General features: G+C 63.6%; 13 protein-coding genes and 1 tRNA gene. 5 read left to right on the top strand and 9 right to left on the bottom strand.

The genetic code is table 11. From position 1 onward, the window contains the following. Positions 1 to 110: 110 nt before the first annotated feature. Positions 111 to 1,271, bottom strand: coding sequence for an MFS transporter (locus BLS27_RS13365; RefSeq protein ID WP_043208496.1), 1,161 nt, complete (start codon positions 1,269 to 1,271; stop codon positions 111 to 113). Between the two features lie 356 nt (positions 1,272 to 1,627). Next, on the bottom strand, positions 1,628 to 2,842 hold the full coding sequence (locus BLS27_RS13360) for an MFS transporter (RefSeq protein WP_090345171.1): 1,215 nt from the start codon (positions 2,840 to 2,842) through the stop codon (positions 1,628 to 1,630). Positions 2,843 to 3,147: 305 nt separating this feature from the next. On the opposite strand from BLS27_RS13360, the gene BLS27_RS13355 reads away from it, so the two are divergent. Next, positions 3,148 to 3,224 (top strand) — tRNA-Met (locus BLS27_RS13355). 70 nt (positions 3,225 to 3,294) lie between these two features. Here BLS27_RS13355 and BLS27_RS13350 read toward each other — a convergent pair. Beyond that, on the bottom strand, positions 3,295 to 3,912 hold the full coding sequence (locus BLS27_RS13350) for a LysE family translocator (RefSeq protein ID WP_090345169.1): 618 nt from the start codon (positions 3,910 to 3,912) through the stop codon (positions 3,295 to 3,297). Positions 3,913 to 4,109: 197 nt separating this feature from the next. On the opposite strand from BLS27_RS13350, the gene BLS27_RS13345 reads away from it, so the two are divergent. Beyond that, on the top strand, positions 4,110 to 5,003 hold the full coding sequence (locus tag BLS27_RS13345) for a LysR substrate-binding domain-containing protein (protein ID WP_090345167.1): 894 nt from the start codon (positions 4,110 to 4,112) through the stop codon (positions 5,001 to 5,003). Here BLS27_RS13345 and BLS27_RS13340 read toward each other — a convergent pair. From BLS27_RS13340 to BLS27_RS13325, 4 genes are all read right to left on the bottom strand, one after another. Further along, positions 4,967 to 5,542 (bottom strand): D-Ala-D-Ala carboxypeptidase family metallohydrolase, encoded by a 576-nt coding sequence (locus BLS27_RS13340; RefSeq protein ID WP_180962693.1) that lies wholly within the window; start codon positions 5,540 to 5,542, stop codon positions 4,967 to 4,969. The two genes, BLS27_RS13345 and BLS27_RS13340, sit on opposite strands and share 37 nt — an antisense overlap. A 73-nt stretch (positions 5,543 to 5,615) precedes the next feature. Then, complete coding sequence (gene can, locus BLS27_RS13335; RefSeq protein ID WP_070576852.1) at positions 5,616 to 6,254, bottom strand: carbonate dehydratase; 639 nt, start codon at positions 6,252 to 6,254, stop codon at positions 5,616 to 5,618. A 52-nt stretch (positions 6,255 to 6,306) separates the two neighbouring features. Then, complete coding sequence (rimI, locus tag BLS27_RS13330) at positions 6,307 to 6,762, bottom strand: ribosomal protein S18-alanine N-acetyltransferase (protein WP_043208488.1); 456 nt, start codon at positions 6,760 to 6,762, stop codon at positions 6,307 to 6,309. Continuing rightward, positions 6,759 to 7,547, bottom strand: a complete 789-nt coding sequence (locus tag BLS27_RS13325; protein WP_090345319.1) for an energy transducer TonB — start codon at positions 7,545 to 7,547, stop codon at positions 6,759 to 6,761. Before BLS27_RS13325 ends, rimI begins: the two co-directional genes overlap by 4 nt. Before the next feature lie 301 nt (positions 7,548 to 7,848). Here BLS27_RS13325 and mksB point away from each other — a divergent pair, with 301 nt between their 5' ends. From mksB to mksF, 3 genes are read left to right on the top strand one after another with little or no spacing between them, the layout of a single operon-like run. Next, positions 7,849 to 9,126, top strand: a complete 1,278-nt coding sequence (gene mksB, locus BLS27_RS13320) for an Mks condensin complex protein MksB (protein ID WP_043208486.1) — start codon at positions 7,849 to 7,851, stop codon at positions 9,124 to 9,126. After that, positions 9,116 to 9,823: an Mks condensin complex protein MksE gene (mksE, locus tag BLS27_RS13315; protein WP_043208483.1), complete on the top strand. Its 708-nt coding sequence runs from the start codon at positions 9,116 to 9,118 to the stop codon at positions 9,821 to 9,823. The genes mksB and mksE overlap by 11 nt, the downstream gene beginning before the upstream one ends. After that, positions 9,820 to 12,651 (top strand): Mks condensin complex protein MksF, encoded by a 2,832-nt coding sequence (gene mksF / locus BLS27_RS13310; protein ID WP_043208481.1) that lies wholly within the window; start codon positions 9,820 to 9,822, stop codon positions 12,649 to 12,651. The genes mksE and mksF overlap by 4 nt, the downstream gene beginning before the upstream one ends. Positions 12,652 to 12,780: 129 nt before the next feature. On the opposite strand, the gene BLS27_RS13305 is transcribed toward mksF, so the two are convergent. Next, positions 12,781 to 13,236: a CreA family protein gene (locus tag BLS27_RS13305; protein ID WP_043208479.1), complete on the bottom strand. Its 456-nt coding sequence runs from the start codon at positions 13,234 to 13,236 to the stop codon at positions 12,781 to 12,783. 11 nt (positions 13,237 to 13,247) lie between these two features. After that, positions 13,248 to 14,366 carry a glutamate 5-kinase gene (gene proB, locus BLS27_RS13300; protein ID WP_043208477.1) on the bottom strand — a complete coding sequence of 373 codons (1,119 nt, stop codon included), beginning with the start codon at positions 14,364 to 14,366 and terminating at the stop codon, positions 13,248 to 13,250. Positions 14,367 to 14,385 lie beyond the last annotated feature (19 nt).

Below are 14,385 nucleotides of genomic sequence, written 5' to 3'. Positions count from 1 at the left end.
CGGCTAAACGACGGATCTTGCGCGGGTAATTCCGCTTTCAATGGTCTTGCTCCGTGGCGCCTTCTTCGCGAAATGCCTGCGAACAGACCGATATTGGCAGCGCCTTGGCGTCAGTCTGTCACAGCCCGCAGCCTGGCCGCCCGACGATACGACTGCCGGGCAAAGCACACGAACAGACCCGCCATCAGCGCCAGCGCCATCGGCAACCCATGGGGCGCCACATCCATCGCCGCGCCGCTGACCAGCGGCCCGACCAGGCTGCCGACACCCCATAGCAAGCCGACACTGGCGTTTGCGGTGACCAGGTCCTGGCCCTTGAAGCGCTGGCCGATCAGCACCAGCGCCAAGGTGTAGATGCCACCGGCCACTGCCCCCAGCAGCACCAGCATCGGCCAGAGCAACCAGGTTGCCTGCAACAGCCACGGCAGACCTATGCCGATCGACATCGCCACTACCCCGCACACCAAATGCAACCCGGTGCGCTCGACCCGGTCGGCCAGCCAGCCCAGGGGCAACTGGAAGATCATGTCGCCGGCGAACACCACCGTCACCATCAGCGCCGCCACGCCCACCGCAAAGCCATGACTGCTGGCGTACACCGGCAGCAACGACAGCACCACGGCATCGAAGAAGGAAAAGAACAACACCGCCACGCACAGCGCTGGTGCCACGCGGAAGAAGCCGGCGAGGGTGAAACTCTTTTCGCCCTCCTCGCCGTGTTCCACATGATCCTTGGGCACCGTCAGCAGGATGCACAACAGGGCCAGGCCGTAACAGGCCGTCACCACGCCGGTGACCCAGGGGCTATTGGCACCGACCAGCGCCAGCATCGCCGGGCCCAGCACCTGGAAGCCGGTGAAGCTGGTGGCGTACAGCGCCATGATCTTGCCGCGGTTGTGATCCGGGCACAGCTCGTTGACCCAAGATTCACCCAGGATGATCGCGATTCCCATGCCAACCCCCAACGCCAGGCGCAGCAGCGCCAGGTACCAGATCGAGGCGAACGACCACTCCAGCAAGGCGATGCTCAGGGTGCACAGGCTAAAGCAGAACAGGTAGATGGTGCGCCGGGTCAGGTGCCGGCAGCAGGCATCGACCATGAACGCCGAGAGCATCATTCCTGCCGCCGGAATGGCCGAGATGATGCCAATTTCAAGGGTGCTGGCCCCCGCCTCGTGAAGGCGTAACGACACCAGCGGCAGGCTCGCTCCGAGGCTGAAGCCCACCACTGACACGGCGAACAACAGGCCCGCCAGTAAACGCATGTTCATGTACCACTCCTTGCGCGCCGCCAGGCAGCCCCCATGGGGGCCCGGTCGGCTGGAAAAATCACTGAAAACAGATGCAAGCGCAGACGCGCACCGCAAAGGCGCGGCGCAGGTAAGCGCGGATCAGATCAGGGCAAGGTGTGGCGAGAAAGTGAAGGCGAACAGCACGCTGCGTCGACGCTTGAGCACCGTGTCGCTCGGCCACGTGCGACGTGCAGCCTGGAAAGCAGGCTGGCGAACAAGGCGAGAACTCAGGGAACAGCGCATTGCATCGACTACGTGGAAAGAAAAGAGCCGGCACTCTAGGCCAACGGCCGCCGACTCGTCAATCTCGGGACCGCCAGGCGGTCCCAACGACATCAGCGCTTGCTGGTGGACGGCAAGAACACCGCCAGCAGGCCGAACAACGGCAGGTACGAACACAACCCGTACACGTACTCGATTCCCCGCAAGTCAGCCAGATACCCGAGCAACGCCGCCCCAATGCCCCCGAACCCGAACATCAGGCCAAAGAAGATCCCGGCAATCATGCCGACACTCCCAGGCACCAGTTCCTGGGCGTACACCACGATCGCGGAGAAGGCTGACGCGAGGATGAAGCCGATCACGACACTGAGCACGGTGGTCCAGAACAGATCGGCATAGGGCAGCACCAGGGTGAATGGCGCCACGCCCAGGATGGAGAACCAAATCACCGCTTTGCGCCCGATGCGATCACCGATCGGCCCGCCAAAGAAGGTCCCGGCGGCCACTGCGCCGAGGAACAGGAACAGGTGCAACTGGGAGCTGGCCACCGACAGGTCGAACTTCTCGATCAGGTAGAAAGTGAAGTAACTGGTGAAGCTGGCCATGTAGAAGTACTTGGAGAACACCAACAGGCCCAGTACCACCAGCGCCAGGATCACTCGCTGGCGGGAGATGCCATGGCTGGCCTGTACGGCCTTGCGCGCCTTGAACTGGTTGAGGTGCCCGGTGTACCAGCGGCGCAGCAGCAAGGTCACGGCGAAGAAGAACAATCCGGCCAGTCCGAACCAGGCCACGTGGGTCTGGCCGAAGGGAATGACGATCGCCGCCGCTAGCAACGGGCCGAAGGCAGAGCCGGCATTGCCGCCAACCTGGAACGTCGACTGGGCCAGGCCAAACCGTCCGCCCGAGGCCAGACGGGCGATCCGCGAGGTTTCCGGATGGAAGGTCGACGAGCCGATGCCTACCAACGCCGAGGCCAGGAGAATCATCGGAAAGCTGCCGACGAACGCCAGCATCACGATCCCCACCAACGTGCACACCGTGCCCAGAGGCAACAGGTTCGGCGTCGGTCGCCGGTCGGTGAAAAAGCCCACCCAAGGTTGCAGTAGCGAGGCAGTGACCTGGAAGGTCAGGGTGATCAGGCCGATCTGGGCAAAGCTCAGGTCATAGTTCGCCTTGAGCATGGGGTAGATGGCTGGCAACACCGACTGGATCAAGTCGTTGATCAGATGCGCCAAAGCGCAGAAGGCGATGATGCGAATCACCAGCGGGTTGGCTTGGGCCGTCGCGCTGGCGGCAGTGGAAGTCTGGGCGCTGCTGATGGCCATGGCAGGTATTCCGTCCGCGAATTTGGGATCCGATTATCCGGAAATAAGTAGATAGATAGCTACCTTTTTATATTGTCGCCACAATCTCTCCAGCGGCGCGTCAGTGATGACTTCACCATCGACACCCCACACAGCGCGCAGCACGCTTGGCTGGCGAACAGCATTAGCGCCTGGTCAAGGTGCTCGGCCATTGTCTGGTGATGCGCGGATTCAGGGCTTTCTGGCTAAGCGATTGAAAGCGCGTAAATTTTTTTTGAAATGAGTGTTGACACAATCGCGTTTCAGGCGAATAATGCGCGCCACTTGGCTACATAGCTCAGTCGGTTAGAGCACGGCATTCATAATGCCGGTGTCCGGGGTTCAAGTCCCTGTGTAGCCACCATATTGAAAAGGGCTTATCGAAAGATAAGCCCTTTTTCTTTGCCCGCGAAAAGTCGCGCCAGCTCTATCACTCATCGCACCCCCGCCGCCACCACCGCGACGCCCAGCCCGATCAAGGCTACGCCGATCACCCGATCGACCATCACCTGCCGCTCGATCATTGCCTTGCGCAACACCGCACTGGAAAAGAACACCGCCACCAGGCTGAACCACAGCCAATGGGCAAAGGACATGAACGCACCATAGGCAAAGTCCAGGGCTAACGGGCTACCCGGTTGCACGACCTGGGTATAGGCGCTGACGACAAACAGCATGGTCTTGGGATTCAGCGCATTGGTCAGAAAGCCCGTGCGCAACGCCTGCAACGTGCTCGCCTGGCCGTCCTGCGCAAGGCCATCGAGGCAGATGCGTGAGGTGTTGGTCAGCGACTTGTAGCCCAGGTAGATCAGGTAGCCCGCCCCCACCACCTTCATCGCCATGAACAACACCGGGCTCTGGCTGATGATCACGGCAATACCCAGGACGGTGTACAGCACATGCACCTGCACCCCCAATGCGATGCCGATGGCAGCGGCAAGTCCTGCCTTGCGCCCTTGCGCATAACTGCTGCGGGTGACCATGGCGAAGTCAGCGCCCGGGCTGATGACAGCCAGCACGGTGAACAGGGCGACAGCGATCAGTTCATTCACAAAAAAACCCCTCGATAGGCGATGAAAATACACAGAAGCGCCAATTATCGAGGGCTTATCCACAGGCAAAAATCGATTTATAGTGCGACAAATCCGCTAGTTTCTTTCACGGATTCGAGAGCGAACTCGCTCTTGAAAACACAGGATTCCCTTCGCGGGCGAACCCACTCCCACAGGGCTGTCGCGCCGACACGATCATGAAAATGCCGCCACTTACCGCTTTTCGTTACTTCGACATCGCCGCCGAAACCGAAAGCTTCGTGCGCGCCGCCGAGCGCCTGCATGTGACCCATGGTGCGGTCAGTCGCCAGGTGCGACTGCTGGAGGAGAGCCTTGGCATCGAACTGTTCGAACGGCGCAACCGGGCGATCTTCCTCACCGCTGCCGGCCGGACACTGCACAGCACCACCCAATCGATCTTCGAACAACTGGAAGGCACGGTGCAGCGCCTGCAAACCCAGGAGCGCGATAACGTCCTGGTGTTGTCGTGCGAGCCGACCATCGCCATGCGCTGGTTGATTCCGCGCCTGCCCCGCTTCCACGCCACCCACCCTGACCTGCAACTGCACCTGGTGGCCGCTGGCGGCCCGCTGGATTTCGCACGGGCGGGTGTCGACCTGGCCCTGCGGCGTGACGACTTCCATTGGGACCGACAGCTGCACAGTTTGAAGATCTGCGACGAATGGATCGGCCCGGTCTGCCAACCCAACCTGGGAGGCAGCCTCGAAGGCCAACGGCTGCTGCACAGCGCCACCCGCCCCAACGCCTGGAGCACTTGGCTGCGCCTGGACGGTAGACAGGCCCGAGAGACCGAGCGTAGCGACTTCGAGCATTTTTATCTGTCGATACAGGCCGCCAGCGCGGGCCTGGGCCTGGCGATCGCTTCAGCCTTGATGGTTCGCGACGAGCTCGACAGCGGACAGCTTCAGGCGCCGTTTGGCTTCTTGCGTGATGGCTCTGCCTATCACCTGCTCAGCCCCCGCCCCTTGGAGGCCGGTGACAAGCGCCAGCGCTTCGCGACGTGGGTGGTTCAGGAGTGCCGCAGCTGCCTGGCTCACTTGGGCTTGATACAGAACGACGAGCCCGAGTGACCGTCGCCACCCCAAGTCCGAAACCCTGCGGTATCCAGATGAATGCGCCCAGTCGGGTAGCGCCCCAGTCCCATGTTCCAGGCCTGGCCGTGCTGCTGCCAGAAGCGGCAAAGCGGATTGGGATCTGACCACGCCGGCAGCAGCACGTCGACCGCGAAAGCCCGCGTGTGAGCGCTACCCGGCGCGCCGCCCGCACAGGCGTTCAGGCGCGGATCGCGATAGGCCGAGACCACTTCGAACTGACGCAGGATGCCTTGTTCATCAAGGGTCTTGAGCAGCGCCAAGGTGGATCGCACCTGGGGCCATTGGGCGGCCGGCGGCACGGCGAAGGGCGAGGCCTGGCACAGGCGCCAGTCCGAGGCCGAGCGCAGCAGTTGATGGATCGGCACTACACCATAAAGGCGTGCATCCACCAGCATCTGGCGGAAGGCTCGCGTCTCGTGGTCACCCGCCCATTGGGCGAACATCCACAGGTCTCGATCATCGGCGCGAGCGTGGGCGCCCATCACCAGACTTGCCGCCAATGCCAGCAGCGTCATGCCTTTCATCTACCACTCCTGTGCTCGTCCCTACACCGAGTAAAGCACGGGCCCCGCGCTATTGAGGTAAGGGCTACTCAAGAGGCCGCAGGCGATATTGAGGCGGCAACTGGGCAAAGCCGCTGATGGTGGTGTCCAGGCTCTTCCAGCGACCATCCTTGATGCCATAGATACAGCCATGAATCGACAGCTCCTGTCCGCGATGCCAGGCGTTCTGCACGATGCTGGTATGAGCCACGTTGGCGACCTGCTGGATGACATTGAGCTCGCACAGCCGATCGACCCTGGCCTCTTCGCTCTCCAGCTTGGCCAGCTCGCCGCGCTTTTCGTAATACAGGTCGCGGATCGAGCGCAGCCAGCCATCGATCAGGCCCAGCTGGCGGTCCTGCATGGCCGCCCGCACCCCGCCGCAGCCGTAGTGGCCGGTGACCAGGATGTGCTTGACCTTGAGCACCTCGACCGCGTACTGGATCACCGACAGGCAGTTCAGGTCGGTGTGCAGCACCACGTTGGCGACATTGCGATGCACGAACAGATCGCCCGGCAGCATGCCAACAATCTCGTTGGCCGGCACGCGGGCATCGGAGCAGCCGATCCAGAGGAATTCGGGGGTTTGCTGGCGGGCCAGCTTGGCGAAGAAATCCGGGTCGCGCTGCTTGATCGCATCGGCCCAGCGCTCATTGTTGTCGATCAGTTCCTGCAGGTCATGCATGGTCGTTGCCTCATCAGGGTATGGCTGTGTGACACGACCTGCTCCTGCAAGGTCACTCTTCGAGCAGGGTGCAGGCCATCACCAGGGCGTCTTCGCGGCCGCCGGCGACCGGATAGTAGTCCCGGCGCCGGCCGATTTCGTTGAATCCGTAGCGCTCGTACAAACGATAAGCCGACTGGTTGCTGGCGCGCACCTCCAGGAAACATTCGCGACCATTGAGCTGATAGGCCCGCGCCATCAGGTGCTCGAGCAAGCGCAGGCCCAGGCCGCGTCCCTGGTTCTCGGGCTTGACGGTGATGTTGAGCAAGTGGGCTTCGTCGATGATCACGTTGATCACGCCATGCCCCACCTGCTGCTGCCCGTCGAACATCAGCCACACTTCGTAGGATTTGAGCGCATCCTGAAAGATCCCGCGGGTCCAGGGATGACTGAACGCGGCATATTCGATCTTAAGCACGGCATCCAGATCCGCCTCGGTCATTCGGCGGAAACTGATCGAGTCACTCATTCAACGCTCTTCCAGCGCGCCATCAGCCGGCGCATCGCTTGCCAGACGTCCGCCTTGCGTTGCGGCTCGTCCATCAACAGTTCAAGGCCCGGCAAGGCCCAGGCATCGCCCAGGCCCTCGACCTTCAGTTCTTGGTAGTAGGCCTCGCCGTCGGCTTGGCCGGCAAAGCGCACGGCTGGCAGGCCGACCAGCCACAGGCAGGTGCAGGGCGCCTCTTCCAGGCGAGCCTGAATGAACCCTTGGACGAAGTCGCGCGCAGCCTCTGGGCCTTGGTCCATGTTGCCGCGTACCAGCAGCGGCCAGCGCACCGGCTCGCCGATGATCTGCGGCGCATCGGGCAGGCCGGCGGCGCGCAGCATGTCCTTGAGCAGCAAGTAAGACGGGTCACGGCTCTGGAACGGCTGGCCGGTGGCCAGCTCCACCAACAGCAGGCAACTGCCGGCACGCAGCAATTGCAGGGCGAAACGCGGCGGCGGCACAGGCACTGGCCGGGGTGCCGGCGCCTGCTCCTCGACTTCGACCGGTTTGCTGGCGGGCTTGGGAGCGCTGCCAGGTCGGGGGATCTCGATCTTCGGTCGCTCCGCCGAGCGGGCCTGCGGCGCGGCTGGCGCCTGCTCGGACGATGGCACCGAGGCCCGCACGTCGATTTCGACGTCCTCGACCGGCGCCAAAGGCGCCAACAGCTCCGGACGCGACGGTGCGGCGAACGGCAGTTCGGCGCGCGGCAGCCAATGCACCACTTGCATGGCGGATAGGTAAGCGCGGCGGCGGGGCTCGGTCAGCAAGGCACAGGCATCCGGGGAACGAAAACAGTCGGCCATTCTAACGCCGTTGCCCAGCAAGCGCCGCAACTGGTCGGCGGAAATTTGTTGTTTGCTTCCCCATCCGCAGGCAAACCCGCGTCCACGGATACAGCGGTGTTGCTGAGCGCACCACTGGACCAGGCGAGAGCGGGCTTGCCCGCGAAGAGGCCAGGCAATTCCCTGCAAGGCTTGGGGCCATCCCGATTACAGACCAAGGGGTGAAATCCTCCCCCCCGGATGCAGTACAATCGCCCCTTTTATTTGGCAACGAGTCGACCCGCCAATGATCGAACCCAAGCGCGTCCTGCGCGCCCTAGCCGAACACTGGGCCCTGATCGAGCCGCTGTGCGAGCGTTTCGACCAGGGCACCCTGAGCCTGGTCGAACTGCGCCAGCAGCTTGCCCGGCAGCAGGTGGAAAGTACGCCGCAGGACATCACCCAGCTGCTGGACGTATGGATACGCCTGGATATCCTGGTGCCGGTGGCCAAGAGCCCGAACCGCTTCGAGCTCAACGCCCAGATCCACGACTTCCTCGCCTACCTGCGCCGCGAGCACCGCCTGGGCCTGTGCCTTGAGATCGAGGCCTACCTGCGCCACCTGGAGCGCCTGGCCGGGCACATCCAGGACGCCTTCGACAACCGCGACAGCGACGACCTGGCGCGCCAACTGCGCCTGCTCGACATGCGCGTGCGCGATGTCCTCAAGAAACTCGACAACGACGAGCAGGCGCTGGTCGCCGTGGCTGAACGGGCCAAGACCAGCAACCGCCAGATCCCCCTGCGCCAACGTTACGCCGAAGTCCTGGCGACTTGGGACGAATACGTCGAGCCGATGATCCAACTGGTCAATGCCGACGGCGCCTTCGAACAAGGCGTGCGCAAGGTCGAAACCGTGCTGCTGCGCCTGCTGGGCGAGCAGGCGCGCCTGGGCCATCTGGTCGACGACGACATGTTGCTGCGCACCCATGCGCGCATCCTCGAGATGCAGACCAGCGCCCAGCTCACCCTGCGCCATGCCCGTGAGCTGCTGCTGCCGCTGCGCGAAGAAGCGCGCCGGCACAACGCGGTCACCCGTGGCGCGGCCCTGGCCCTCTCGGTGATCCGACGCAAAGGCATCGATGCGGTGCCGCATGCGGCCATGCCGATGTTCACCCGCCCGCAGAGCACGTTCCTCGGCAGCGCCAGCCAGGTCGAGGCCTATGTGTATGCCTTGGCCCGCTTCGAGCCCAAGCCGGCGCGCTTCCCCAAGGCGCACAAGAGCCAGAAGGGCCCGCTGCCCCGCGCTCCGCGCACGGTCAAGGAAATGCTCGAGCGCTGCGAGGACGCCTTGCCCCTGCCGGATCTGATGGTCTGGCTGCTCGAGCAGGAGCCCGAAGGCGCCACCGACGAATTGCTGTACTGGTTCTCGCGCCTGTCGCGGGAGAAGCGCTTTAGCCGCGAACGCCTGGACCGCCGCGAGTACACCACCCGCGAGCACCTGGTCAGCCTGCGCTCCTTCGCCCTGACCTCCAGCCGCGAAACCACGCCTGAATCCAACGCGAGCCCAGCCAATGCATCTTGATCTTTCCGAACTGTCCCAGCTCGCCCCCATCTTCCGCGAGCTGTTCAAAGGTTTTCACATCAGCCGCCGGGACCCTGAGCTGTATGCCCAGTTGTCGAACTTCCAGGACCAGTACCGCACCCTGTTCAAGGCCCTGGGCTTCGAACTGGTGTGCGATACCCGCGGGTTCTACTACTTCGTGCCCGAGCAGGCCGCCGCGCAGGTCAACAAGACCGCCCAGCGATTGTCGCTGTTCACCTTCATCCTGGTCGAGCACCTGGCCGACCAGGGCCGCGATCCAATGGCCGTGCTTGACGGCGGCAGCATTGGCCGCGATGAGCTGCCTTCGCTGCTGGAAAAGTACCGCGACCTGTTCATCCAGGCCGAAGTGCAGACCGTCGACGAGCTGGAAGAAAAGATCCTGCGCCGCATGACCCAGCTGGGTTTTGCCCACGAGGAAGGCGGCATCTACCGCTTCCTGCCGCCGATGCACCGCTTCCTGGATGTGTGCCTGTCGGTCCAGCAGGACCGGGATCTGGCTGCCAGTCTGCACAGCGACCTGCCGTTGCCAACGCCGGTACTGGTCGAAGAAGAAAGCCCGGAAGAACTCAACCGCACCGACGATCCGCTCGACCTGTCGCCGTTCGACAGCGAGGAGAGCGAGGAAGAAGCCCTCGCCCGAGCCATCCGCGAAGAGCAACAGGAGATTGACGCATGAGCCAGGAACGCTACGGTATTCGCCGCTTCGCACTGCTCAACACCGCCGGCTACAGCCTGGGACTGTTCCCTCTGGAGCAGCCGCTGTCGGTCTATGGTGCCAACAACCTCGGTAAATCCGCCTCGATCAACGCCCTGCAGTTCCCGATCCTGGCGCGCATGTCCGACATGAGCTTCGGCAAGTACAGCCTGGAGCAGTCGCGCCGGTTCTACTTCGCCAGCGACACCAGCTATATCCTCTGCGAGCTGAACCTGCCCCACGGCCCCCACGTGATCGGTGTGGTCGGCCGCGGCCCAGGGGGTGGTTTCGGCCACCAGTTCTTTGCCTACCAGGGACAGCTGGACCTGGCGCACTACCAGAAGAACGACACCTGCCTGCGACAGAAGGAGCTGTTCACCAACCTCGAGCAGCACGGCCTGAAGGCCTACGAACTCAAGCCCGACGAACTGCGCCGACTGCTGGTCGGCGGTCATACGTCGGTGCCGCTGGACCTGACCCTGATCCCGCTGCGCTCGACCAGCGAACAGAGCCTGAAGACCTTCCGCTCGCTGTTCATCAACCTGCTGCACATGCGCGAGATCACCGCAGCCAAGCTCAAGCAGCTGTTCCTCGATGCCTTCGAGCACAGCCTGCGCTCGGGCAGCGTCGATTACATCGCCGCCTGCGAGGAAGCCTTCCGCGACGTGCGCCGCATGGAGCAGGACTACAATGCCCTGGTCGCCGCAGGCCCGCTGGTCGAGGCCCTGGCCGGCGGCGTGGCCCAGCGCGACATCCTGCGCGGCAAGCTGCACCGCCTCTCGCCCCTGCTCGACAACCTGCTGGGCACTTGGCAGGAGTACGCCATGGCGCGCAAGGAAGAACTGGTCATCCAGGCCGAGCACTACCGCAGCGAACAGGACCGCCTGCAGAACGACCAACGCGGTGGTACCCAGGAGCTGATGCGACTGGAGCGCGAGATCACCGGCATCCAGCGCTGGCTTGGCGAGCTGTCGGTACTCAAGCATCGCTTCGCCTTGGTCGAAGATGCCAAGGTCCTGGAGCAGCAACTGCTGGCCGCCAAGGATGCCCACGACGAATTGGCCGGCGCCCTGGCCCAGTCGCGTCAGTTCTCCGCCGAGGACCTCGACGAGCGCGTGCGCGATCTGGAAAAACGCCTAAAGCAGGTCAAGCAGCAGCTCGATCACGCCGACAACAACAGCTACGCCCGCCTGCGCGAGGAGTTTTCCCAGCAGGATGTCGACCGCCTGATGCGCCTGTTCAACGGTGCGCTGTTCAGCCTGCCGCTGGGCGATCGGGGCATCGAGCTGGACGACAGCGATGTCTGGGTCAAGACCCTCGAAGCAGTGCTCGACAGCTTCAAGGGCGAGCGCTTCGAGGCGCCTGGCCTGTCCATCGACCTTTCGCACATCGACCCGCCGGCCCTGCAGGCCCTGGCCGACCGCGCCGCCTTGCGCGACCAGAAGGAGCGCCTGGAAAAAGAACTCAAGCAGCTCAAGACCCAGCAGGCAGTCGCCGCCGACCGCAACGCGAGCAAGGCCCAGACCGAGGCCCTGTACCAACAGGTGCTCGACGCCCAGAAGGCCCTGGAAGACTTCCGCCGCAGCGAAACCCTGAGCGCCGAAGAGCCCGAGAAGATGGAGCAACTGGCGCAACTGGAAGCCGCCCAGGACGAGCTCAAGCGCTCCAGCGACGCCTTCACCGAACGCGTCCAGCAATTGTCGGCCAAGCTGCAACTGGTCGGCCGGCAGATCGCCGACCTCGAAGCCAAGCAACGCACCCTCGACGACGCCCTGCGCCGCCGCCAGCTGCTGCCGGCCGACCTGCCGTTCGGCACGCCGTTCATGGAAGCGGTCGACGACTCCATGGACAACCTGCTGCCACTGCTCAACGACTACCAGGACAGCTGGCAGGCGCTGCAGCGGGTGGACAACCAGATCGAGGCGCTGTACGCCCAGGTGCGCCTCAAGGGCGTGGCCAAGTTCGACAGCGAAGACGACATGGAACGCCGCCTGCAGCTGCTGATCAATGCCTACTCGCACCGCACCGAAGAGGCCCTGACCCTGGCCAAGGCCCGTCGCGCGGCGGTCACCGACATCGCCCGGACTCTGCGCAACATTCGCAGTGACTACGACAGCCTCGAGCACCAACTGGCGCTGTTCAACCGCGAGATCAACCGGCGCCAGGTGTCCAACCTGGAGAGCTTCCGCGTGGTCCTGGCACCGAACAAGGAAGCGCTCAAGCACATCGACCAGATCATCCACAGCGCCGGCCAGTACGAAGAAGGCGAGACCCTGTCGGTGTTCGACCTGACCCAGAGCGCCGAGCAGGATCACAAGAACGAAGAGGCCAAGGAGTACCTGGCGCGGCTGGTGGCGGCCAACCACAACCAGCTGGGCCTGAAGGACCTGTTCGAGCTCGCCTTCGAGATCACCAAGATCAACAGCCAGCCGGTGATCCACGCCGACATCGATGGCGCCGCGTCCAACGGCACCACCATGACCATCAAGGCGCTGACCAACATGTACCTGCTGCTGCACTTGATGGATCGCGATCTGGCCGGGCGCATCCGCCTGCCCTACTACCTCGACGAGGCGGCGGACATCGACGAACGCAACCAGGCAGCGCTGCTGGAAACCAGCCAGCAGCTAGGCTTCGTGCCGATTCTGGCGAGCGTGAAGCCGCAGGTGTCGGCGCGGGTCGCGATTGACCTGGAAGGGGGTAGCGGACCGAACGGCATCTACATCGACGAAGCGGACTGGAAGTTCATCAGCCGTATCGATGAAGTGAAGGCGATCGTGCGTGAGGATGTGGCCGAGGAACTGGCCTGAGTCGGTGAACTGGGGCCGCTTTTGCGGCCCTTCGCAGGCTAGCGCCAGCGCCTGCATGCTTTGAGTCTGGCGTGACTCCCTTGCAGCGTAGGATGGGGCCAAAGCCCCCTCCCGACCGTCAACCAGGTATCACTGCGCCCACGGCAGGATGGGAATTGCCGTTACCGCATTTTGCGGGCTGCCTTCGATCATCCGGTCGCTGTACACCAGGTACACCAGCGTGTTGCGCTTCTTGTCCAGAAAGCGCACCACCTGCATGGTCTTGAACACCAGCGAGGTGCGCTCCTTGAATACTTCCTCGCCGTCCTTGAGCTCACCCTTGAAGTTGATCGGACCGACCTGACGGCAGGCGATCGACGCCTCTGCGCGGTCTTCGGCCAGACCCAGCCCACCTTTCACACCGCCCGTCTTGGCCCGCGACAGGTAGCAAGTCACACCCTCGACCTTCGGATCGTCGAACGCCTCGACCACAATGCGGTCGTTCGGCCCGAGGAACTTGAACACAGTGGATACCTGGCCGATTTCATCGGCTGGGGCTAGCACCGGCAGCGCCAAGGCCGCCAGGGCAATCATCTTTTTCAGCATGCCCCGCCTCCTCAGACCAGCACCAGGTTGTCGCGGTGCACCAGCTCCGGTTCGGCGCTGTAGCCCAGCAGGCTCTCGATGGCATCGGAAGGCTGGCCGATGATCTTCTGCGCCTCCAGGGCGCTGTAATTGGCCAGGCCACGGGCCACTTCACGGCCATCAGGCCCTACGCAGACCACCATTTCGCCACGACGGAAGCTGCCCTGCACGGTCTTCACGCCAACCGGCAGCAGGCTCTTGTTCGATTCGCGCAAGGCCTTCACGGCGCCGTCGTCCAGCACCAGGGTCCCGCGGGTTTGCAGATGGCCGGCCAGCCACTGCTTGCGTGCGGCGAGCATGCCGCGCTCGGGCGACAGCAGAGTTCCCAAGCGCTCGCCAGCCTTCAAGCGATCCAGGACACGCTCGATGCGGCCACCGATGATGATGGTATGGGCGCCGGAACGGGCAGCCAGGCGCGCGGCGCGCAGTTTGGTCTGCATACCGCCGCGACCGAGCGCCCCCCCGGTACCGCCAGCAACGGCATCGAGCGACGGATCATCGGCGCGAGCCTCATAGATCAGCTGCGCCTGCGGGTTGTTGCGTGGGTCTGCGTCGAACATGCCGTCGCGGTCGGTGAGGATCACCAGCAGATCGGCTTCCACCAGGTTGGCCACCAAGGCGGCCAGGGTGTCGTTGTCACCGAAACGGATCTCGTCGGTGACCACGGTGTCGTTCTCGTTGATCACCGGGACCACACCCAGATCGACGAGAGTACGCAGGGTGCTGCGCGCATTGAGGTAACGCTTGCGGTCGGAAAGGTCATCATGGGTCAGAAGAATCTGCGCGGTGTGTTTGCCGTGCTCGCCGAAGCTCGACTCCCATGCCTGCACCAGGCGCATCTGGCCAATGGAAGCGGCGGCTTGCAGCTCGTTCATCGCGCTCGGTCGCGAGGTCCAGCCCAGCTGGCTCATGCCCGCTGCCACGGCCCCGGAGGAGACCAGCACCAATTCCACACCTGCTTCCCGCAGTGCGACCATCTGCTCGACCCAGACAGCCATGGCGCCGCGGTCGAGGCCTTTGCCATCCGCCGTCAGCAGGGCGCTGCCGATCTTCACGACCCAGCGCTTGGCGCCTGTCACCTTGCTTCGCATCTTCTCTTCCAACCTATGT

The organism is Pseudomonas guariconensis (assembly GCF_900102675.1).
In the GTDB taxonomy this organism is placed as follows: domain Bacteria; phylum Pseudomonadota; class Gammaproteobacteria; order Pseudomonadales; family Pseudomonadaceae; genus Aquipseudomonas; species Aquipseudomonas guariconensis.
Note: the sequence above shows the minus strand (reverse complement) of the source record. Positions and strands in the feature narration are given on the sequence as shown.